The sequence below is a fragment of the Bradyrhizobium sp. HKCCYLRH2015 genome, assembly GCF_051168215.1.
Taxonomy (GTDB): Bacteria; Pseudomonadota; Alphaproteobacteria; order Rhizobiales; family Xanthobacteraceae; genus Bradyrhizobium.
This window is the reverse complement of sequence record NZ_JBNPUO010000009.1, coordinates 374,511-396,677: the sequence shown is the minus strand read 5'-3', so window position 1 is coordinate 396,677 and position 22,167 is coordinate 374,511. Positions and strand designations below refer to the sequence as shown.

General features: G+C 65.5%; 19 protein-coding genes. 7 read left to right on the top strand and 12 right to left on the bottom strand.

Features of this window, described 5'->3' with window-relative positions; genetic code table 11:
- Positions 1-2,802 carry a malto-oligosyltrehalose synthase gene (gene treY / locus ACQR1H_RS24875; RefSeq protein ID WP_434908329.1) on the top strand — a complete coding sequence of 934 codons (2,802 nt, stop codon included), beginning with the start codon at positions 1-3 and terminating at the stop codon, positions 2,800-2,802.
- Here the strand turns inward: treY and ACQR1H_RS24870 are convergent, their stop codons facing one another.
- Positions 2,803-3,114, bottom strand: a complete 312-nt coding sequence (locus tag ACQR1H_RS24870) for a polyhydroxyalkanoic acid system family protein (RefSeq protein ID WP_315717996.1) — start codon at positions 3,112-3,114, stop codon at positions 2,803-2,805.
- Positions 3,115-3,284: 170 nt separating this feature from the next.
- On the opposite strand from ACQR1H_RS24870, the gene ACQR1H_RS24865 reads away from it, so the two are divergent.
- A complete protein-coding gene (locus ACQR1H_RS24865) occupies positions 3,285-3,449 on the top strand; it encodes a DUF3309 family protein (RefSeq protein ID WP_006614022.1) in 165 nt (54 codons plus the stop codon).
- A gap of 48 nt (positions 3,450-3,497) precedes the next feature.
- On the opposite strand, the gene ligD is transcribed toward ACQR1H_RS24865, so the two are convergent.
- Positions 3,498-6,194 carry a DNA ligase D gene (gene ligD / locus ACQR1H_RS24860; protein ID WP_434908328.1) on the bottom strand — a complete coding sequence of 899 codons (2,697 nt, stop codon included), beginning with the start codon at positions 6,192-6,194 and terminating at the stop codon, positions 3,498-3,500.
- A 666-nt stretch (positions 6,195-6,860) separates the two neighbouring features.
- Here ligD and ACQR1H_RS24855 point away from each other — a divergent pair.
- A complete protein-coding gene (locus ACQR1H_RS24855; RefSeq protein WP_434908327.1) occupies positions 6,861-7,739 on the top strand; it encodes a Ku protein in 879 nt (292 codons plus the stop codon).
- Between the two features lie 238 nt (positions 7,740-7,977).
- Here ACQR1H_RS24855 and ACQR1H_RS24850 read toward each other — a convergent pair whose 3' ends face one another.
- From ACQR1H_RS24850 to ACQR1H_RS24820, 7 genes are all read right to left on the bottom strand, one after another.
- Positions 7,978-8,268, bottom strand: coding sequence for a DUF6496 domain-containing protein (locus ACQR1H_RS24850; RefSeq protein ID WP_315805422.1), 291 nt, complete (start codon positions 8,266-8,268; stop codon positions 7,978-7,980).
- An 84-nt stretch (positions 8,269-8,352) separates the two neighbouring features.
- A complete protein-coding gene (locus ACQR1H_RS24845) occupies positions 8,353-9,042 on the bottom strand; it encodes a response regulator transcription factor (RefSeq protein ID WP_316239221.1) in 690 nt (229 codons plus the stop codon).
- The gene (locus ACQR1H_RS24840; protein WP_434908326.1) at positions 9,039-11,756 is read right to left on the bottom strand and encodes a DUF4118 domain-containing protein; all 2,718 of its coding nucleotides are present in this window, start codon (positions 11,754-11,756) and stop codon (positions 9,039-9,041) included. Before ACQR1H_RS24840 ends, ACQR1H_RS24845 begins: the two co-directional genes overlap by 4 nt.
- A 55-nt stretch (positions 11,757-11,811) precedes the next feature.
- Positions 11,812-12,414 (bottom strand): K(+)-transporting ATPase subunit C, encoded by a 603-nt coding sequence (locus tag ACQR1H_RS24835; RefSeq protein ID WP_315805419.1) that lies wholly within the window; start codon positions 12,412-12,414, stop codon positions 11,812-11,814.
- Between the two features lie 114 nt (positions 12,415-12,528).
- Positions 12,529-14,649, bottom strand: coding sequence for a potassium-transporting ATPase subunit KdpB (kdpB, locus tag ACQR1H_RS24830; protein WP_316217672.1), 2,121 nt, complete (start codon positions 14,647-14,649; stop codon positions 12,529-12,531).
- Between the two features lie 16 nt (positions 14,650-14,665).
- Positions 14,666-16,369, bottom strand: a complete 1,704-nt coding sequence (gene kdpA / locus ACQR1H_RS24825; protein ID WP_316217673.1) for a potassium-transporting ATPase subunit KdpA — start codon at positions 16,367-16,369, stop codon at positions 14,666-14,668.
- Between the two features lie 34 nt (positions 16,370-16,403).
- Positions 16,404-16,493 (bottom strand): K(+)-transporting ATPase subunit F, encoded by a 90-nt coding sequence (locus tag ACQR1H_RS24820; RefSeq protein ID WP_042340291.1) that lies wholly within the window; start codon positions 16,491-16,493, stop codon positions 16,404-16,406.
- Between the two features lie 424 nt (positions 16,494-16,917).
- Between ACQR1H_RS24820 and ACQR1H_RS24815 the strand changes: the two genes are divergently transcribed.
- The 4 genes from ACQR1H_RS24815 to dapA all read left to right on the top strand — a co-directional run bounded on the left by ACQR1H_RS24815 (position 16,918) and on the right by dapA (position 19,020).
- A complete protein-coding gene (locus ACQR1H_RS24815) occupies positions 16,918-17,358 on the top strand; it encodes a hypothetical protein (protein ID WP_316177712.1) in 441 nt (146 codons plus the stop codon).
- An 18-nt stretch (positions 17,359-17,376) separates the two neighbouring features.
- Positions 17,377-17,661: a hypothetical protein gene (locus tag ACQR1H_RS24810; RefSeq protein WP_316177710.1), complete on the top strand. Its 285-nt coding sequence runs from the start codon at positions 17,377-17,379 to the stop codon at positions 17,659-17,661.
- 136 nt (positions 17,662-17,797) lie between these two features.
- Positions 17,798-18,073, top strand: coding sequence for a hypothetical protein (locus ACQR1H_RS24805; protein WP_316177708.1), 276 nt, complete (start codon positions 17,798-17,800; stop codon positions 18,071-18,073).
- A complete protein-coding gene (gene dapA / locus ACQR1H_RS24800; protein ID WP_316177706.1) occupies positions 18,070-19,020 on the top strand; it encodes a 4-hydroxy-tetrahydrodipicolinate synthase in 951 nt (316 codons plus the stop codon). The genes ACQR1H_RS24805 and dapA overlap by 4 nt, the downstream gene beginning before the upstream one ends.
- A gap of 25 nt (positions 19,021-19,045) precedes the next feature.
- Here the strand turns inward: dapA and ACQR1H_RS24795 are convergent, their stop codons facing one another.
- The 3 genes from ACQR1H_RS24795 to ACQR1H_RS24785 all read right to left on the bottom strand — a co-directional run bounded on the left by ACQR1H_RS24795 (position 19,046) and on the right by ACQR1H_RS24785 (position 22,092).
- Positions 19,046-19,291, bottom strand: coding sequence for a hypothetical protein (locus ACQR1H_RS24795; RefSeq protein ID WP_316177704.1), 246 nt, complete (start codon positions 19,289-19,291; stop codon positions 19,046-19,048).
- A 173-nt stretch (positions 19,292-19,464) separates the two neighbouring features.
- Positions 19,465-21,120, bottom strand: a complete 1,656-nt coding sequence (locus tag ACQR1H_RS24790) for an OFA family MFS transporter (RefSeq protein WP_315805413.1) — start codon at positions 21,118-21,120, stop codon at positions 19,465-19,467.
- 732 nt (positions 21,121-21,852) lie between these two features.
- A complete protein-coding gene (locus tag ACQR1H_RS24785) occupies positions 21,853-22,092 on the bottom strand; it encodes a sulfurtransferase TusA family protein (protein ID WP_434845642.1) in 240 nt (79 codons plus the stop codon).
- Positions 22,093-22,167 lie beyond the last annotated feature (75 nt).

Sequence of the window (22,167 nt, the reverse complement as noted above, 5' to 3'; positions counted from 1 at the left end):
ATGCCTCCTGCCATTCCGCTCGCGACCTACCGCCTGCAGCTCACCGCCGACTTCAATTTCGAAGCAGCGGCGCGCGTCGTGCCGTATCTGAAGGCGCTCGGTATCAGCCATGTCTACGCCTCGCCGTTCATGACGGCGCGCAAGGGCTCGACGCATGGCTACGACATCACGGATCACACCAAGCTCAATCCTGAGCTCGGCGGTCAGGACGGCTTCGCCAAGCTGAGCGCCGCGCTGAAGGCGCACGATCTCGGGCTCATCCTCGATTTCGTTCCGAACCATGTCGGCGTCCATTTCGACGACAATCCATGGTGGCTCGATGTGCTCGAATGGGGCCAGGCGTCGCCGCATGCAGCCTCGTTCGACATCGACTGGGACCAATTGCCGTATCGCGCCCGGGGCGGCGTGCTGCTGCCGATCATCGGGACGTCCTACGGCCATGCGCTCGAACATGGTGAGATCGAGCTGCGCTACGACCCGGACGAAGGCTCGTTCTCCTGCTGGTACTTCGAGCATCGCCTGCCGATCGCGCCGGAGCGCTATGGCGAGGTGCTGCGCATCATCGTAAAGGAGGCCGGTGAGGAAAGCAGCGAGGCCGGCAAGGCGATCCTCGACCTGGCGTCGCGCTATCGCGGCCTGCGCCATCCGAACCGCAAGGAAGCCCCGGCGTTCAAGGCTGCACTCAAGGCCATTCCCGGGGCTGGCGACATTATCGCGCGAGGCCTCTCGGCGTATCAGGCCGGCGAGGGCCGACCGACGCAGACGCTGGCCCTGCACCATCTGCTTGAACGGCAGAATTACAAACTCGGGCATTGGCGGCTTGCGTCCAGCGACATCAACTACCGCCGCTTCTTCGACGTCAACACGCTGGCCGGCCTGCGCGTCGAGGATGCTGGCACGTTCGAAGCGATCCACCGGCTGGTCAAGAAGCTGATCGCGGATGGCCAGCTGCAGGGTCTGCGGCTCGACCATATCGACGGCCTGCGCGATCCCGCACAATATTTCCAGCGGCTGCGGCGGCTGATCCGCGACGCTCGGGGACCCGCAGCCGGGCCATTCTACGTCGTCATCGAGAAGATTCTCTGCGAGCACGAGAAGCTGCCGAGCTTTGCCGGCGTGCACGGCACCACCGGCTACGAGTGGATGAACGTCATCACCCAGCTGCTCATCGACGGCAACGGCCTGGAGCCCTTGGACGAGATCTGGCGCCAGATCAGCAACAAGCCGCCGAAGCTGGCGCCCGTCATCAAGGAGGCCAAGCGGCGCGTGCTGGAAACGCTGCTGACCAGCGAGTTCACCGTGCTGACACGCCTCCTGGCGCGCATCGCCAACGGCCACTACTCGACGCGCGACTATTCGGAAGACAGCCTGCGCCAGGCGCTCGAACTGTATGTTCTTCACTTCCCGGTCTATCGCACCTATCTCACCGCGGCCGGGGCGACCGAGGCCGATCGCAAGCTGATCGATCACGCCATAGCCGGCGCCCGCGCCGAATGGTTCGCCTCCGACGGCTCGATCTTCGACTTCCTGCGCGATACGCTCACCATGGATCTGATCAAGCGCGACCGCAGCACCAGCCACAGCGTCCCACGTGTGCGCCGCTTCGCGCTGAAGGTGCAGCAGTTCACCGGCCCGATGATGGCGAAGTCGCTGGAGGATACCGGCTTCTATCGCTTCCACCGGCTGCTCGCGCTCAACGAGGTCGGCGGCGATCCGGCGGCGCATGCTCTGACGATCGCCGACTTCCACAAGCTGATGCACGATCGCGCCAGGCACTGGCCGCACGGCATGACCGCCACCGCTACCCACGACACCAAGCGCGGCGAGGATGCCCGCACGCGGCTGGCCGCCATCACCGAGTTGCCCAACGATTGGACGTCCGCGATGGCGCGCTGGAAGACCTTGAACGCGCCGCACGTCATCACCGATGGCAAGATGCGCGCGCCCTCGGCGGCGTTCGAATACATGCTGTACCAGACGCTCGTCGGCATCTGGCCCGCAACTGGCGCCGACCCGAGCCTTGCGGAGCGGTTGCAGGCCTATGCGCTGAAGGCGGCGCGGGAGGGCAAGGAGGAGACCAGCTGGCTCAATCCAAACGAGGCCTATGAGAACGGCCTGCGCAGCTTCATCGACCGCATCCTGGATCGCGACCGCTCGCCCGAGTTCCTGCAGTCGTTGGAGACGCTTTCCAGGCGGACCGCTTTGCTCGGCGCGCTGAACTCGCTGACACAGCTCACGCTGAAGGCGACGATGCCCGGCGTGCCGGATATCTATCAGGGCACCGAGTTCTGGGACCTCTCGATGGTCGATCCCGACAATCGCCGCCCGGTGGACTTCGCCGCGCGCGAACGGGCGCTGCGCGAGTGCGAGCGTCCCGACTGGGCCCGCCTGGCGGACCACTGGCCGGATGGCCGCATCAAGCTCGCTTGGACACGGCGGCTGCTCCGGCTGCGCAACGAGATGCCCTCGGTCTTCACCGACGGTTCCCATGAGCCGCTCGAGGTGAGCGGACGTCATGCCGATCACATCATTGCCTTCGCACGGCGGCATGGGCGGGACGCCGTCGTCGTCGTCACTGTGCGCAACTTTGCGCCCTTCACCGACGGTGGCCGGGTGTGGCCCCACCCAGATGGTTTCGAAGCCGAGGTTCATGCCCGCGGCTACACATCTGCGGACATACAGGACGGCATCCTTGCGGTGTCCTCCGTCTTCACACATTTGCCTGCAGCAGTGATCCCAGCACGGACCGATGCGGCAACCCACCCGGCTGGTCGACGTCAGACAGCATCGACGCCGGGCTGATCAGCTCTTTTTCGTCAACAGCAGCTGGCCGCGGCTGCGGATCGCGGACTGCGCCGCCTCGGCAAAGCGCTGCAACAGCCAGGGCAGCACGACCTCGACACGCACGTGATCGTCGGCGACGTCGACATGGCCCGACGCCGCTTGACCCAGAGCGCGAACGCGAAAGATCATCTTGTCGCCCTCCCAGCGCTCTTCGTCGACCTTCAGGACCGGAACGCTGGTCGCGGCGCGGCTGAGACCGGCCTGGAGCCGGCGCACGGCCTCGTCCTTGCCGAGGCGATGCGGAATGGAAACGACAAGCGGTCTTGACATCGCGATCTCCTGACTAACAACTGCCTTCAGGTAGTCATTGCTGGTTACGACCGCAAAGACACGCTCCGAATTTTACCTGTTTCCCGCACGGAACTTTCGAAGTTCCGACCAGTTTCCTCGGCGAAGGCAGAGCACGTTGTCGCCCCGCTGCCGGGCACTGGAGGAAGCACATGTCCATCGGAACTATCATCCTGATCATTCTCATCATCGCCCTGCTCGGCGGCTTTTCCGGCATTGGCGGCGGTCCGTTCTACGGCACCGGCTATTATGGCGGCGGCGGTCTCGGCCTGATCATCGTCATCGTGCTGATCCTCGTCCTGCTCGGACGTATCTGATCCTTCTGAGGCGATCGGCTCGGGCAGACACCACGTCTGCCCGAGCGACTACGACGTCTCTGCGAGCTTCTTGATGGCCGCCTTGATCGAGCCCGCGGCATCTTCATAACCATCCCACGCCCTGGTCTTGGCCAGCAGCGCCGGTACGGTGCGGATGGTGTAGCGCTTGGGTTCGAGCCCGTTCTTCACCTGCGTCCAGGTCAGCGGCATGGACACGGTGGCGCCTTCGCGGGCGCGCGGCGACAGCACGGCGACGGCCGTCGACATCCGGTCGTTGCGCAGATAGTCGAGGAAGATCTTTCCCCCGCGCAGCTTCTTCGACATGTTGAGCAGGTATTGCTCCGGGCTGTCGTTCGCCATCCATAGGCACACACCCTGCGCAAACGCCTTCGCTTCGGGCCAGCTCACTCTGTCGCGCGCGCCGTGCAGCAACGGCGTCACCACGTGCAGACCCTTGCCGCCCGTGGTCTTGCAGAAGCTCTCGAGACCGAGGCTCTTCAGGCGCTGGCGCATCTCCTTGGCGGCCGCGATCACCTCCTCGAAGGCGACGTTCGGCGCCGGATCGAGATCGAACACCAGCCGGCCCGGAACGTCATAGGCGTCGGGTGCGCAATTCCATGGATGCAGCTCGACGGCGGCGACCTGGGCGACCGCGATCAATCCCTCGACGCGGTCGATCTGCAGATACGGTTTGCGGTCGCCCGAGACCTTGACCAGCTCGAGCAGGTCCGACATGCCCTGCATGCCGTGCCGCTGGAAGAATTTTTCGCCACCGATGCCATCAGGCGCACGTACGATCGAGCACGGCCGTCCCTTCAGATGATCGATCATCCAGTTGCCGACGGCTTCCAGATAGTTGGCGAGATCGAGCTTGGTGACGGGCTCGCCGTCGCCGGCGTCCGGCCACAGCGCCTTGTCGGGCTTGGAGATCGCAACGCCCATCACGGTCGCCGCGCCCTTCGTGCGTGACGGCGTCTTGTGCAGCGTGGTGCCGACGGTCGCGACGCTCGCCGCGGCCCGCGCCACCGGCCGGGCAACCTTCGTCGTCACCACCGGCGGCTCGGCAACGACCTCGCCGGCCGGCTTGTCCTGGCGCAGTCCCTTGAACGAGGCCTGTCTGACATTGTTGTCCGCGGTCCAGCCGGCAAACTCGATCTCGGCGACTAGCTCCGGCTTGAGCCAATGCACCTCACGCGTCTTGCGCGGCGCGTTCTTGCCGCCGAACGGGCTCTCGTCGGAGGCCGCCGCCTTCAGCGCCGGCATGATCTCCTTCACCGTGTCCTGGCCGAAGCCGGTGCCGACGATCCCGACATAGGCGAGATGATCGTCCTTGTTGACGCCGACCATCAACGAGCGGAATTTGCCGTTGGTGGTCTTCCAGCCACCGATGACGACCTCGTGGCCGGGCCTGGTCTTGGCTTTGGTCCAGCTCTCCGTCCGTCCCGAATGATAGGCCGAGTCCAGCTTCTTGGAGACGATGCCCTCCAATGACAGCTTGCGCGCCGACTCCAGCACGGCCTCGCCGTCGCTCTCGAAGTGCTCGACATAGCGGATGCGCGGCGCCTTGCCCTTGATGTGCGCCTTCAGCAGCTTCGCCAGCCGCGCCTTGCGCTCGCGCAAAGGCTGGCGGCGCAGGTCGAACTCCTCCGCGAACATCAGGTCGAAGGCAAAGAAGATCAGCTCGTCGGTTTCGCCCGCCGAAATCGCCGCCTGCAGCGCCGAGAAATTCGGATTGCCGTCCTTGTCGAGCGCGACGATCTCGCCGTCGATGATCGCGTCCGGCAATTCAGCCGCTTCCTCGGCGATGGCACCGAACTTGGCCGTCCAGTCCAGGCCCTTGCGCGTCTTCAAAGTCGCCTTCCCGTCCTCCACCCTGATCTGCACGCGGTAGCCGTCGAACTTGATCTCATGCGCCCAGCCCTCACCGCTCGGCGGCTGGGCGACCGAAGTACAGAGCTCGGGCGGCACGAAGTCCGGCAGCGACGACACGGTTCGCGGTGCGACCGTCTTCGGAGCAGCGGCCGCTTTCGCGGCCTTGGACTTCGGCGTCTTCTTGGGAGACGCCTTCTCTGGAGAGGCACTGCCGTCGCCGCGGTTGGAGTGCCACACCGCGTCGGCATTCATGCGCTGCGTCTTGGCGAGCATGAACGGCTTCGGCGCTTTGCCCTTGCCGGCCGCGATCTGCTCCATCGTGCGGCCCGAGGCGACCGACTTGTCCGCCTCCAGGATGTCGTTGGCCTCGCCTTCCCGGGCGAACTCGTCGCGGTGCTTGATCAGCAGCCAATTGGTGCGCTTGCCGCCCGTGCGATCATGACGCATCCGTACCAGCACCCAGCTGCCATGCAGCTTCTCGCCTTCAAGGGTGAACTTGAGGTCGCCCTTCTTGAAGCCGCGCTCCGGGTCCTCGCTGTCCCAATGGCCGCGATCCCACAGCATGACGGTGCCGCCGCCATACTCGCCTTCCGGGATCGTACCTTCGAAATCGCCATAGTCGAGCGGGTGGTCCTCGACCTCGACCGCGAGCCGCTTGTCGTGCGGATCGAGCGACGGCCCCTTGGTCACGGCCCACGACTTGAACACGCCGCCGAACTCCAGCCTGAGATCGTAGTGCAGCCGCGTCGCGTCGTGCTTCTGGATGACGAAGCGCGGCCGCGCCGCACGCGCGACCTTGGCGTCGCCGGACGGCTCTGCCGTCTTGTCGAAATCGCGCTTCTTGCGATAGGTGGAAAGCTTCCTGAGCGCCACGGTGATCCCTCGTGTTGAGTGGTAGCGTAGCAAAGCCGGCAGGGTCGTGGAACCGGCTCCGCCGCTGGCGCCGGCGCGGCTCGCATCCACCTGATAACACCGGGCAAAGTTCCGCGTTCCCGCGGCTGAGGAAAGCCCGGGTGTTGCGATGGTCCACCCTCTGCCGATGAGAGGGCGCAGGGAAGGCCGGGAGCTCGCCGCCCCCATGGCCCGCCTGCGAAAGAAATGCAGGCGGCAGGTACCACAGGTGCAGCCGAGTCATCCCGGCCCTCCCTGCGCGACGGTTTTAACAGCTGCTTCGCGTTCTCCCCGGTGCGCCGGGCTTGTTGGCCACCGTCATCCGCGCGATGCACAAAGCATCCTCGCAAACTTGACCTCAGCGTCGGGAGGCCAGGACCGCGCGACTTGACCGTGCGTGCCAGATCGTTCGTCGGCGCAACGTCAATCACGCTGCAACCCGACACGCCCATCGCATTCCGCTGCCGACGTCCGTGACGACCGCGATACGTCCCCTCCGACGCAACGGAATGGGTCGGACCATAATGCTGATTTTACGAAGTCGTCAAGCGAATTATTTTTTCCCGAAGCGACCCTCGCCGGGGCCCATGGAACCCACACCGATGCTTGCCCGTTGCAGCCTCGTCCGGATTGTCCAAGGAGACCACGATGGCCCCCCGCGCCTACTGGAAAGGCTCGCTCAAACTCTCGCTCGTCAGTTGCCCCGTCGTCCTCTATCCGGCGTCGACCTCGGTCGAGAAGACGCGCTTCCATCTGATCAACCGCGAGACCGGCAACCGGCTCAAGCAGCAGATGGTCGACTCTGAGACCGGCGACATCGTCGAAGGCGAGCAGAAGGGCCGCGGCTACGAGCTCTCCAAGGGGCAGTATGTCGAGATGGAGCCGGAGGAGCTGGAGGCGGTCCAGATCGAGAGTAACCATACGATCGATATCGACAGCTTCGTGCCGCGCGAGGAGATCGACCAGCGCTATCTCAACCATCCCTATTACATCGCTCCCGACGGCAAGGCGGCGGTCGACGCCTTCGCGGTCATTCGCGACGCGATGAAGGAGCAGGATCGCGTCGCGCTGGCGCGGATCGTGCTGACCAACCGCGAGCACGTCATCGCCATCGAGCCGATGGGCAAGGGCATGCTCGGCACCACACTGCGCTTTCCCTACGAGCTGCGCGACGAGGCCGAGTTCTTCGACGACATCAAGTCGCCGAAGATTACCAAGGACATGGTGGAGCTCGCCGGCCACATCCTGCAGACCAAGGCCGCGCACTTCAAGCCGTCGGAGTTCAAGGACCAGTACGAGACGGCGCTGAAGGCGCTGGTCAAGCGCAAGGCCTCGGGCAAGCCGATCAAGCTGCCGGAGCCGGCGGAGCGGCCCGACAACGTCGTCAGCCTGATGGACGCGCTGAAACAGAGCCTGGGCAAGGGCGGAAAAAAGACAGCGCGTGCGGCGTCACGGCGGACGAGCGCGCATCGACGCCCCGCGAAGAAGGCGCATCGGTCGGCGGCGCGGCAGAGGAAGGCGGGGTGAAGGCCAGCAGCTGCCTGCGTGGCGCAAGCGGCCTCCACACCACCGCCCCGTCGTCCCGGCGAACGCCGGGACCCATACTCTGCGGCGGGTATTGTAAGACAAGACTCGTCCAACATCCCGCGCAATAACATCTCCCTGGGGTTATGGGTCCCGGCGTTCGCCGGGACGACAGCGGAGAATTTTGCGACGGCTGCGGGTCATGGCGTGCGCGATGATCGTAGCCCGAATGATCGCCTCGTCAGCTCTTCTTCTTCGACTTCTTCTTCGTCGTTTTCTTGGTAGTCTTCTTCGTGCTTTTCTTGCTCGCCTTCTTGGCGGACTTCTTCGCCGATGACTTGGCGCTCTTCTTCGGCGGCACCTTCTTGCCTTCGCGGCGCGCCTCCGACAGACCGATCGCGATCGCCTGCTTGCGGCTCTTGACCTTGCGGCCCGAGCCGCCGCTCTTCAACGTTCCTGCCTTGCGCTTCTTCATCGCGCGCTCGACGTCCTTGGACGCGCCCTTGGAATATTTGCGTGTTTTGCGTGCCATCAACATGGTCTCCCTGTGATATCACAGAAATCACGAGGGTGAGCGATGGTTCCGCTTTGAGGGACTGGCTCACATGAAGAAGCGCTAATCCGGCGCACGCAAGCGATAGCCGATGCCGGTCTCGGTCAACACGAATTGCGGGCGCTCAGGATCGGCCTCGATCTTCTGCCTGAGCTGGCGCACATAGACGCGCAGATATTGCGCGTCGGTCAATTCGTCCCACAGCTCCTTGAGCAGGAAGCGATGCGTCAGCACCTTGCCGGCGTGCTGCACGAGCACGCGCAGCAGATCGTACTCCTTCGGCGACAGCTTGACCTCGCGCTCGCCGACCTTGACGATGCGGCGGACGAGATCGACCGAGAGATCGCCGGTGCGAAACACCGGCCGCTCTCCCTGCACCTGCAGCTGGTGCCGCAGCGCCGCGCGCAGGCGCGCCAGCAATTCATCCATGCCGAACGGCTTGGTGATGTAGTCGTCGGCGCCGAGATCGAGCGCCTGGACCTTGCCCGCCTCGTCGCCGCGGCTGGACAGCACCACGACCGGCACGGCCTCGTTGCGGCCACGGATGGTTCGCAGCAGCTCGAGTCCGTCGATGTCGGGGAGGCCAAGGTCGAGAATGATCAGCGCCGGCTCCTGGCTCAGCAGCTCCAGCGCGTTCCTGCCGTTGGAGGCCTCGAGAATGTCGTAGCCCTGCGTGGTCAGGCCCATCCGCAGCAGCTTGCGGATCGGCGGCTCGTCGTCGATCACGAGCACCTTGATCGGAGCGCCGGTCATGCGGCCGTATCCAGCGGTCTGGCCTGCGCCGGCACCGGCAGGCGGATGGTGAGGACCGCACCGCGCCGATCGGTACGGTTGCCGGCGAAGATGCGGCCATGCATCGCCTCGATGAAGCCACGCGAGATCGCAAGCCCAAGTCCGGTGCCGGGCCGCACCTGGTCGCCCTTCTGCACGCGATAGAACTTGTCGAACACGTGCTCGACCTCCGCGGCGGGAATGCCGTCGCCTTCGTCACGGATCTCGAGCACGATCCAGTTGCTGTCGCGGGCCGCACGGATCGCAATCGAGGTCTCGGGAGGCGCATATTTGGCGGCGTTGTCGAGCAGATTGAACAGCACCTGCTCGAACAGCACCGCGTCGACCTCGACCATCGGCAGATCGGGCGCCAGTACCAGCGAGACATGATGACCGGCGAGGATCTTGCCGGCACGCCGCAGCGCGCTGCCGACGATCTCGCCGACGTCGTGGAGGGCGGCGTTCGGCACGATCGCGCCGGATTCCAGCTTGGTCATGTCCAGGAGGTTGGCGATGAATCGATTCAGCCGCTCGGACTCGTCGATCACGGTGGTGAGCAGGTCGAGCTTCTCCTTGTCGGACAGCCTGGCCGCGAGATCGCGCATCGTCGAGGCCGCGCCGAGCACCGAGGCGAGCGGCGTCTTCAGATCATGCGAGATCGAGGTGAGCAGCGCCGAACGCAGCCGGTCCTGCTCCATGGTGCGCTTGACCTTGTCCATGTCCTCGACCAGCAGAACGCGCTCGATCGCCAGCGCGCCCTGGTCGACCAGGGCGTCGAGCAGCCGGCGCTGGTCGGGGGTCAGCAGCGGCCCGGTGCGGTCGTCGTCGATGCCGATGACGCCGATCAGGCCGCGGCCGGTGCGCATCGGCAGGAACAGCCGCTTGGCTCCCGGCAGCGTGTCGGAGCCGCGGCCGGCGGCGCGGTCGTTGCTCCAGGCCCAGCTCGCGGCGGCGAGGTCGGCGTCGTCGAGCTGATCCTCCGGCGGGTAGCCAGTCATGACCGTGAGCTTGCCGTCCTGCGGCAGCAGCAGCACGACCCGCACCTTCAGCATCAACGCCGCCTGATAGGCCGTGGCCCACAGCACGTCATCGAGGGTCGCGGTGCCCGCAAGCTTGCGGCTGAAGGCATAGAGCTGCTCGGTGGTCCGGACGCGGTGGGTGGCGGCGTCAGCCTGAACGCGAACGCGCGCGGCGACGTTGGACACCAGGATCGCGATCAGCATGAAGAAGAAGAACGCGCCGATGTTGGTCGGATCGGTGATCGTGAACGTATACAGCGGCGGGAGGAAGAAGAAGTTGTAGCAGAGCGAGGCGGCGAGGCTCGCCAGCAGCGACGGTCCCAGGCCGTAGCGTGCGGCGACGCCGACCACCGCCGTGAGGAACACGAGATCGACGTTCTCGATGCCGAAGACGGGCTGGATCAGCTCGGCGAGGCCAAGGCCGACAGCCGTGATCAGCAGCGCCATCACATAGGGCTTCGGCTGCAGCGGCTCGCTGCGCGGCCGCGTCTGCACCGAGCTATCCGCGGTGTCGGGCGCCTCCTCGCCGGCGATGACGTGGATGCTGATGTTGCCGGCGCGCCTGACCAGGTCATGCACCACCGAGCCCCTGATGATCTCGAACAGGCGCGAGCGGCTCGACTTGCCGATGATGATCTGGGTGACGTTGTTGGCCTGCGCGAAGCCGATGAGGTCATCGGCGATACGCCGGCCGACGCCCGGAATCGTCAGCGCCTCGCCGCCGAGGGTCTCGGCCAACCGCAGCGTATCGGCGAGCCGGTCGCGCTGCCTGTCACTGAGCTGCAGATTGCGCCGGGTCTCGATGGTCACGGCGGTCCACGGCGCATGGACACGGTCGGCGAGCCGCTTGGTGTAGCGCACCAGCCCTGTCGCCCGCGGATCCTCCGACACGCAGACGAGGATCCGCTCGCCGGCCGCCCAGGGCCCCGCAATGGCGTTGGCCTGCATGTGAGTGAGCAGTTGCTCGTCGACGCGCTCGGCCGTCCGACGCAGCGCGAGTTCGCGCAGCGCGGTCAGGTTGCCGGGCGAGAAATAATGCTCCAGCGCCCGCTCCGCCTGCTTGGGCACATAGACCTTGCCCTCCTTCAGGCGCTGGATCAGGTCGTCGGGCGTAAGGTCGATCAGCTCGATGGCGTCGGCGCGGTCGAGGATCGAATCCGGCACGGTCTCGCGCACGCGCACATGGGTGATCTGGGCGACGACGTCGTTGAGGCTCTCGATGTGCTGGACGTTGACCGCCGTGTAGACATCGATGCCGTGCGACAGCAGCTCCTCGACGTCGAGATAGCGCTTGGGGTGGCGGCTGCCGACAGCATTGGTGTGCGCGAGCTCGTCGACGATGGCGAGCTTGGGACGGCGCGCAATCACGGCATCCAGATCCATCTCTTCGACGATCTGGTCCTTGTAGGAAATACGTTTGCGCGGGACGACCTCCAGGCCGCGGACCAGCGCCTCGGTCTCGGCGCGGCCATGCGTCTCGACGAAGCCGATGACGACATCGACGCCGGCCTTCAGCTTGGCATGCGCGCTCGACAGCATTTCATAGGTCTTGCCGACGCCGGGGGCGGCGCCGACGAAGATCTTGAGCTTGCCGGCAGGACTGTCCTCCCGCCGGGCCGCTTCGAGCAGGGCTTCCGGCGAGGGACGTTGATCAGGATCGCGGCGTTGACTGGCCATGCGGCATTATAGACGGAGGAGCTTCGGCGCCAAGGCCGGGACCTCTAAGGCCTCACTACGGCTTGGCAGCGTCGAGCGCCAGATTGAGCGCAAGCACGTTAACGCGGGGTTCGCCGAGCAGTCCGAGCAGACGGCCCTTAGTCTGCTGGGCGATCAGGCCCTGAACGCTGGCCTCCGGCAAGCCACGCGCCTTGGCCACCCGCGGCACCTGGAACAGCGCCGCCTCCGGCGAGATGTCCGGATCGAGCCCGCTCGCCGAGGTCGTCACCAGATCGACCGGCACGGCCTGCCCAGGATTCTCCGCCTTCAGCCTGTCAACATCCTCCTTGACGCGGTCGGCCAGCGCCTTGCTGGTCGGGCCGAGATTGGAGCCGGAGGAGTTGGCGGCGTTATAGGGCGCCGGCACCGTCTTGGTCGCATCGTTCGGATCGGCGGCCGAGGTCGCCGACGGACGGCCGTGGAAATATTTGTCGTCCTTGAATTCCTGCCCGATCAGCGCCGAGCCGATCACCTGGCCGTTGCGCGTGATCAGACTGCCTTCGGCCTGCGCCGGGAAGATGGTGCCGGCGACGACGGTCATGGCGAGCGGATACAGCAGCCCGGTGATCAAGGTCAGCGCGAGCAGGACCAGGATGGCGGGACGGATTTCTTTGAGCATGGGAGATCTCCTGTGTCGCGGCGTCATTGCGAGGAGCGAAGCGACGAAGCAATCCAGGGCTGTGTACGGGACTCTGGATTGCGTCGCTTCGCTCGCAATGACGCCGGTGGTGGTTCAAGCCAGGTGCAAGGCGGTCACGATCAGGTCGATTGCCTTGATGCCGATGAAGGGGATGATGATGCCGCCCAAGCCATAGATCATCAGGTTGCGGCCGAGCAGCGCGCCGGCGCCGATGGCGCGGTAGGCGACGCCCTTCAGCGCCAGCGGGATCAGCGCGATGATGACGAGCGCGTTGAAGATGATCGCCGACAGGATCGCGCTCTGCGGGCTCGCGAGGTTCATGACGTTCAGCACGTTGAGCTGCGGGTAGAACGCCAGGAACATCGCCGGGATGATCGCGAAATATTTGGCGACGTCGTTGGCGATCGAGAACGTCGTCAGCGCGCCGCGCGTCATCAAGAGCTGCTTGCCGATCTCCACCACCTCGATCAGCTTGGTCGGGTTGGAATCGAGATCGACCATGTTGCCGGCCTCGCGCGCGGCCTGCGTGCCGGTGTTCATGGCGACGCCGACATCGGCTTGCGCCAGCGCCGGCGCGTCGTTGGTGCCGTCGCCGCACATGGCGACCAGCTTGCCCTTGGCCTGCTCGTCGCGGATCAGCTTGAGCTTGTCCTCGGGGGTCGCCTGCGCCAGGAAATCGTCGACGCCGGCTTCGGCGGCGATCGCCGCCGCGGTCATCGGGTTGTCGCCGGTGATCATGATGGTGCGGATGCCCATCCGGCGCAGCTCGGCGAAACGTTCGCGGATGCCGCCCTTGACGATATCCTTGAGCTGGATGACGCCGAGCAGGCGCCCGTCCCTGGCGACCGCGAGCGGCGTGCCGCCGGATTTGGCGATGTCGTCGGAGATTGCACGGATCTCGCGGACAAGCTCGCTCTCGACCGGCTGGACCGCGCGCGCCGTGTTGCCGGAGACGGGCTGGGTCGGGCCGCCGCCGCCGATGGAGTTGAGGATGGCGTCGACCGCGCCCTTGCGCACCGAGGAACCGCCGGCATCGACGCCGCTCATGCGGGTCTGCGCCGTGAACGGCACGAAGGTGGCGCCGAGCTCGGCCATGTCGCGGCCGCGGATGCCATACTTCTCCTTTGCCAGCACCACGATGGAACGTCCCTCGGGCGTCTCGTCGGCGAGCGAGGCGAGCTGCGCCGCGTCAGCCAGCTCCTGCTCGCTGACGCCCCGAACGGGACGGAACGCAGTCGCCTGGCGATTGCCAAGCGTGATGGTGCCGGTCTTGTCGAGCAGCAGCGTATCGACGTCGCCGGCGGCCTCGACCGCGCGGCCGGACATCGCCAGCACGTTGAAGCGCACCAGGCGGTCCATGCCGGCGATGCCGATCGCCGACAGCAGCGCGCCGATCGTGGTCGGGATCAAGGTCACGAACAGCGCCACCAGCACCACCACCGAAATCGAGCCGCCGGCATAGGCCGCGTAGCTCGGGATCGTCACCGTCGCGAACACGAAGATGATGGTGAGGCCGGCGAGCAGGATGTTGAGCGCGATCTCGTTCGGCGTCTTCTGTCGCTCGGCTCCCTCGACCAGCTTGATCATGCGGTCGATGAAGGTCGAGCCCTGGGCCGCGGTGATCCTGACGCGGATCCAGTCCGACAGCACCTGCGTGCCGCCGGTCACCGCCGAGCGGTCGCCGCCGGATTCGCGGATGACGGGGGCCGACTCGCCGGTGATCGCAGCCTCGTTGACCGAGGCGACGCCCTCGATCACCTCGCCATCGGAAGGGATCGTGTCGCCGGCCTCGACCAGCACGAGGTCGCCGACCTTCAGGCTGGTTCCGGGCACGAGCTTGTAGGTGTGGTCGGCCGGGTTCGTGCCCGTCAGCAGCTTGGCCTGGCTCTCGGTGCGCGTCTTACGCAGCGAATCCGCCTGCGCCTTGCCGCGGCCTTCGGCGACGGCTTCGGCGAAATTGGCGAACAGCACGGTGAACCACAGCCAGAGAATGATCTGGAAGGTGAAGCCGAGATTCGCGCCGCCGGTCGCGACGTCGCGCAGGAAGATCACCGTGGTGAGCGCCGCGACGACCTCGACCACGAACATCACGGGGTTCCTGATCATCAGCCGCGGGTCGAGCTTGACCACCGCGGCCTTGATGGCCGGCAGCACGATCTTCGGGTCGAGCATCGTCGACATCGACGAGCGCTTCTGCAGTTTGATGGTGTCCATGGAGGTCGCTCCGAAATCAGAACACGGTGCCGGCGGTCATCGCGAGATGCTCGACGATCGGACCGAGGGCGAGAGCCGGGAAGAAGGTGAGGCCGCCGATGATCAGGATGACGACGACGACGAGGCCGACGAACAGGCCGCCGGTGGTCGGGAACGTGCCGGCCGAGGGCGGGATCGACTTCTTCTGCGCGAGCGAGCCGGCGATCGCCATCGCCGGGATGATCATGAAGAAGCGGCCGACGAACATCGAAGAGGCGAGCGTCAGATTGTAGAAGAAGGTGTTGCCGGTCAGGCCTGCGAACGCCGAGCCGTTGTTGCCGGTGGCCGAGGTGTAGGCATAGAGCACCTCGGTGAAGCCGTGCGGGCCGGCATTGGCCATCGACGCCACGGCGGAGGGCAGCACCACGGCGACCGCGGTCCAACCCAGGATCATCAGCGGCAGGATCAGGATCGCCAGCATCGCCATCTTGACCTCGCGGGCCTCGATCTTCTTGCCGACGTATTCCGGCGTGCGACCGACCATCAGGCCCGCGACGAAGATCGCGAGCACGACGAACAGCAGCATGCCGTACATGCCTGCGCCGACACCGCCGACGATGATTTCGCCAAGCTCGATGTTCACCAGCGGGATCATGCCGCCAAGCGCGGTGAAGCTGTCATGCATGGCATTGACCGCGCCGCAGGAGGCGGCCGTCGTGATCACCGCGAACAGTGACGACGCGACGATGCCGAAGCGGACCTCCTTGCCTTCCATGTTGCCGCCGGTCAGTCCCAGCGCGTTCAGCGTGGTCGTACCGTTGGCCTCGGCCCAGTAGGTGATGGCGACGCCGGCGATGAACAGCGCGCCCATCACGGCGAGGAGCGCCCAGCCCTGGCGCTGGTTGCCGACCATGCGGCCGAATACGTTGGTCAGGGCGGCGCCGAGCGCGAAGATCGAGAGCATCTGGATGAAGTTCGACAGCGCGGTCGGGTTCTCGAACGGATGCGCGGCGTTGGCATTGAAGAAGCCGCCGCCATTGGTGCCGAGCATCTTGATCGCGACCTGCGAGGCCACCGGGCCGACCGCGATGGTCTGCTTCGCCCCTTCCAGCGTGGTCGCCTCGACATAGGGCCCGAGCGTCTGCGGCATGCCCTGGGACACCAGGAACAGCGTGTAGATGATACAGAGCGGCAGCAGCACGTAGAGGGTACAGCGCGTGACGTCCACCCAGAAATTGCCGACGGTCCGCGCCGAGGCCCGTGAAAAGCCGCGGATCAGCGCGATCGCGAGCACGATGCCCGTCGCGGCCGACAGGAAGTTCTGGTGCGTGAGCCCGAGCATCTGGACGAGATAAGAGAGCGTGCTCTCGCCACCGTAGTTCTGCCAGTTGGTGTTGGTCAGGAAGCTGATCGCGGTGTTGAAGGAGAGATCCTCGGCAACCGCGGACTGTCCGGCGGGATTGAACGGCAGCACGGCCTGCAGCCGCATCACGCTGTAGATGATCAGGAAGCCGCCGACATGGAACAGCAGCATTGCGACCGTGTAGGTCAGCCAATGCTGCTCGCGGCGCTCGTCGACGCCGCCGATCCAGTAGATCGCGGCCTCCACCGGCCGCAGCACCGGCGACAGCAAGGTGCGCTCGCCATTGAAGACGCGCGTCATGTACCAGCCGAGCGGCTTGGCGAGCGCGACGATGACGGCGCAGTAGAGCAGGATCTGGATCCAGCCGATCACGGTCATGGGGATGTTGTCCTTGAAGGTGCGACGGTGGCGGTCAGAACCGCTCGGGCCGCAACAGCGCGTAGGTGAGGTAGATCAGAAGGCCGAGCGACACCGCGCCGGCGAGCGAATAGTCGAAGATCATGGCTCGTCTCCTAGAGCCGCTCGCAGGCGTAGGTGTAGCCGATCGCCAGGGCGAATAAGCCGGCGGCCAGCGCCAGCATCAGGATGTCCAGCATGGTGTGCTCCTCATGCGCGCGAGGCGCGCAACGCGTAGGGTCTGCGCCCCGCGGTCCGTTGCATCGGCACAGATGGCATTCGGAACCATAGGTTTTCGAGACCGCGCCGCCGGCAAAGTTATAGGAATCTCATAAAGATCGCGGCATTCCGCGGCCGAAGCCGGCCGACGATGAGCGCCGCTGCATAGGGAGCGCCCACGGTGGCGCCGCACGCTTATGCGCCGCTTATTTCTTCCTGGCCTCGCCCGTCTCGCATTCCTACGGCCGCTGCCGCCAGATTGTTGGCACGGCCCGGTGCGGGCCGTCGCTCAATCACGACGGAGCATCATCATGCCGGTCACGACACCCCGAGATTTCGCCGAGCCACGGCAGGCCGCGCAGGAAACAGCCGCGCTGCTGACCGACCTTCTCGGCGAGGACGATGGCGTCTCGCCGCTGTCGGCGCGCGGACGGCGCCGGATCCGGATCGGCCGGATGATGCAGGCGGAGGCCCGGATCGATGCCGCGCTGGAGCTGATCGCGCTGCAATTGCCGCGATGGTCGCTTCGCCGCCTCGCCTATGATGACGGCGAATGGCACTGCGCGCTCTCACAACGACGCGAGTTGCCGGACTGGCTCGACCATTGCGCCGAGGCCAGACACACCGATCTCGCCCTCGCCATTCTCCACGCAGCCGCCGAGGCGCGTCGCCTCGAGCCGACGCTGCCCGTCTCCGGAGAACGCTCCGCCGAGCCCGTGCTCGCAACCCTGCTCTGCTGCGACAATTTCTGAGAGGACGAGAGCGCGGCGATGATCCTCCCGGCCGGCGAGCCCGTGGAGCTGTCCCCGGCCAGAGTATTGCTTCGCTTCGGGCTGCGAACCGCGATCCTCGTTCTGTTCGCGACGTTCGGCAGCATCGGCTTCGGGCGCAGCCTCGCTGCCCTGCTCTGGATGACCGTCATCCTATGTGCCGTGCTCGCCACGCTGCGCCGTGAGCGCGTCTTCAACGCAAGCCTCAATCATTGGGACGAGATGGTCGGCTATCTCTCGCTCTACTGCGGCGTCATGGCACTCAACCAGCTCTCGGAATCCTGACCGGCGCGTGCCTACGCGGCGCCTATGACGTCGACCGCTCGGCCGCCTCGAATTCCTATCCGTACACCGCGATATTCGATGAACCAACGCAACGTCATCTCACGAGATGCGCGCTTGAACCAGAAGGACCACGTCCATGAAGCTCGTCGAACCTCCGTCGTGTCACAAGCCTGCTGCCGCCCTCGTCCTCATCGGTCGGAATAGCTGCGGCCAATGGGTTGCCCAGGAGCAGAACGGCCTCTATGGCGGCCTGTTCGTCAGCCGCGCCGAAGCGATGAAATATGCACTGTTCGAGAATGGCCATCATCCGGAGACGATCGTCGAGCTGTCGCGCACGATCGAGCTCGACACCAACGGACGCTTCGCGCCCGTCGGACTGTTGTTTGGCAGCAGCCGGCGGCCGATCGCATGAGTGCCGCCCCGACGCCGCCGCGTGGACCTGCCGCACGATGGCTGACCGGCACGATCGCAGACATTCCGACGCCGTTCGATGCGACCGGCGCAGTCGACATCGCCGCACTCGCCCGATTGTGCGAGCGGCAGATCGAAGCCGGCGCCAGTGCGATCCTGGTCTGCGAGACCGCGGGTGAAGCGTCCACGCTGACGGCAGCGGAGCGCGAAGCGGTCATTCGCGCGGCTGTGACCGCGGCCTGCAATCGGGTTCGCGTCATTGCCGGCGCGGGCTCCAACGCGACGCTCCAGGCCGTGCAAAACACCCGGCAGGCGGCGGCCGCGGGCGCCGATGCGATCATGTCGGTGGTCCCCTACTACAACCGGCCTACGGCAGAGGGCATCTACGCGCACTTCCGCGCGGTCGGAGACTCAACCACACTGCCGGTCATCCTGCATGATTGCCCCTCGCGCACGGGGCGCGCGCTGCCGGACGAGACGCTGATCCGCCTGTCGCGATGGGCGCAATTCGTCGGCTTGCGCGACAGCACCGGTGATACCGCGCGCGCCGTTCATCTGCGATCACTGACGCCACCCGGCTTTCGCCTGTTGTCGGGCGACGATATGGCGGCGGTGCCGTTCGCGGCCGCTGGTGGCGATGGCTGCTTCTCGCTGGCGGCCAACGTCGCGCCGGAGCTCTGCAACGTGCTGTTCGCCACCTGCCAGCGCGCGCGCTGGCGCGCGGCACGACGGCTGCACGGCAGGTTGCTGCCGCTGATCGAGGCGTTCAATCGCGATGCGCCGGCGGCATTGAAATATGCCCTGAGCCTGCAGGGCCTTGTTGCGGCCGGTGTGCGCTTGCCGTTGACCGAGCTTGACGGGGCGGCGAAGACAATGATCGGACAAGCGATGGCGCGGCTGAGCGCCTCGTCTGCCGCGACGTCTCCGAAGCACGCAGCACAGCTTTGAGAGGGCGATCCGCAGGCCGAAGGCCTCAGAAGTCCCATTTGTCGCCGAGAAGCAAAGGCGCTTGCGGCCGATGCCTGGCGTCGAGTTCGATCGTCGCTCCAGAGCCGCGCCGGAAGAGCAACTCGTTGCGCAGGCGCCGGAGCTTGGCTACGGCAATCGCCGCACGGATGGCCCTGACAGTCTTGCGCAGCGTCTTGATCAGGCGCGAAGGCCGCAGGGCCCAGGCGACGTAAGCGCCACGGACGTCGCGAAACGGTTCGACCGAGCTCATGTTCATTCTCCGCCAAGGCCGGCGCGACATCCGGCCGGCAAAGCGGAAGATGGAGCCCCTCGCCGTAGGAATGCGAGACGGGCTGACTTCATCTCTCATAGGAAAAGCATAAGTCGCCCAAAAAAAACGGGGCGGCCGAACCGGCCGCCCCGCACGCTCCGATCCGGTTCGGATCAGAAGATCTTGACCGCGCTTTCCAGCGTCTTCCAGACACCCCATGCCAGCGGCACGCCGACGAAGGCCCAGAACAAGCCGGCCTTGACGTCGAGGCCACCCTTGCCGATGCCGAACGACCCGTGCTGGATCGCCGACTCGTTCTTGGCGAGCTCCGCCTGGTACTTCGCGACGTCGTCCGCGCTCATGTTCCACTTGTCATCGACGGGCTTGATCAGGAAGTTGCAGATCAGGCCGGCCAGGAGCATGGCGCAGAGAATATACATCGTCGTGTTGTACAGCTGGTCGCGCGGCACGCCGGCGGCGAGCTGGAACTCGCGGATGTAGTTGACGACCACCGGACCGATGATGCCGGCCGTGGCCCAGGCCGTCAGCAGACGGCCGTGGATGGCGCCCACGAACTGGGTGCCGAACAGGTCGGCCAGATAGGCCGGGACCGTCGCGAAGCCGCCACCATACATCGAGAGGATGATGGCGAAGGCCGCCACGAACAGCAGCTTCGAACCCATCGCTGCGAAGGTCGGCGCCAGCGCATAGAGCACGATGCCGATCAGGAAGAAGCAGTAATAGGTGTTCTTGCGGCCGATGTGGTCCGACAGCGACGCCCAGAAGAACCTGCCGCCAATGTTGAACAGCGACAGCAGGCCGGCAAAGCCTGCCGCGATGCCCGCAATCGCCGCCTTCTGGGTGGCGTCGAGCTGGTTGAAGCTGACGTCGGGCAAACCGATCAGCTTGCCGGCGAAGATCTCCTGCAGCATCGGCGAGGCCATGCCGATCACGCCGATGCCTGCCGACACGTTCAAGCAGAGCACCCACCAGACCAGCCAGAACTGCGGAGTCTTGTGCGCGTTGTCGAGATGCACATGGTGCTCCGAGATCATCGCCTTCTTCACTGCCGGCGGCGTCCAGCCCTCGGGCTGCCAGCCGACCGGAGCGACGCGATAGGCGAAGGCGCCGATCATCATGAACACGAAATAGATCACGCCCATCGTGACGAAGGTCTCCCAGACACCGACCGAGGTCGGGGTCTTGAAGTAGTTCATCAGCAGGTTGGCGAGCGGGGCGCCGATCATCGCGCCGCCGCCGAAGCCCATGATCGCCATGCCGGTCGCCATGCCGCGCCGGTCCGGGAACCATTTCACCAGGGTCGACACCGGCGAGATGTAGCCGAGGCCGAGGCCGATGCCGCCGATGACGCCGGCACCGAGCCACATCATCCAGAGCTGATGCACGTAGATGCCGAGCGCTGCGAACAGCAGGCCGCCGCCCCAGCAGCAGGCCGCGACGGCGCCCGCCTTGCGCGGTCCGGCCCGTTCGAGCCAGCCGCCCCAGATCGCCGCGGAGGCGCCGAGCAGCACGAAGAACAGGGTGTACATCCAGCCGAGGCTCGCGACCTTCCAGTCGCAGCTCGTCGTGAACAGCTCCTGCACCAGGGACATGTCCGGACAGGCCTGGGTCTTGGTCACGCCGATCGCGCGTGACAGCGGCAGCCAGAACACCGAGAAGCCATAGGCCATGCCGATGCACAGATGGATGCACAGCGCAGCCGGAGGAACCAGCCAGCGGTTGAACCCGGCCTTGGCGACCGTGTGCTCACGATCGAAGATTCCCGCCTGCGCGCCCGGGAGCGTGCCCGCGCTTTCAATGGTAGCCATGCATTCCTCCCCTACGGACTCTCGCCCAACGCAACAACGTCATGTTCTGTCCCCTTGATCAGAATCAATACGCCCACTCACCCCGCCCGCTATCGCGTACCAGAGCAGTCCTGCAACGCACAAACGCTCATCACTGCCTCGATGCGCATAACACCCCACCCGAGACGTTATGCCGTCACCATTCTTGCTTGTGCCGCTGTTCTGCCTGGCCCGCTCCCCAGCGGGCATGACTCGCCCCCCGCAACCTCCGCGGAAGCGCCCCAATTGGTGCAGAACCGAGGCAAATTGTCGATAGTAAAATGGTAATAATCGGTCAATCTTGGTGGATTGATCGCACTGCAGCGCGAATGTGTTGCTAACAAACACACAAATTCACGTGCAACGAACGCGACCGCCACTCACGGCTGTAGTCATGTTGCTCTCGATTACTTTCCCGACGCGTCACGGCCATCCCTGATGGAATCAACTAATGAGATGTGCGGACCATCAGCGACGGACACGGCTCGACGCCGCATGCGCGCGCTCGCGGAAACGTGAAGAAGGAACAACTTGTCCTTGCCTGGCAACAGCATCGCAAGCCTGGACTGAGAACGCGGCATTGTTGTGAGCTCGGGTTGGCGCCCCTGCGACGATAGGAAGCAGCACGATCCCTTGACACATCGACGCGCCGAGACATCGCGCGAACTACGTAGTTCGAGCAACCAGCAGCAGAGGATGTCGTCGCCGCGCGGATCATCCGGCCGGTTCCGCGGCCTTCTCGATCCGAAACAGAATGCCGCGCTCGGTGCGATCGACGCTCTCGACCCGATCCCCGGTCTCCCGCACCAGGTTCGGGATGTCGATCACCGCGAGCGGGTCGGTACAGCACACTTCGAGCCGCTCTCCCGCCTTGAGCGTCTGCAGCGCCTTCCGGGTCTTCAGCACCGGCAATGGGCACTTCAGGCCCGTCAGATCCAGCCTCGTCATCATCATGCGCGCGACCATGGAGAAGCGGTTCCGGCACGTCAACCGGGGCCGCATCATCCCATGGAACCCGGAACTGGGTTC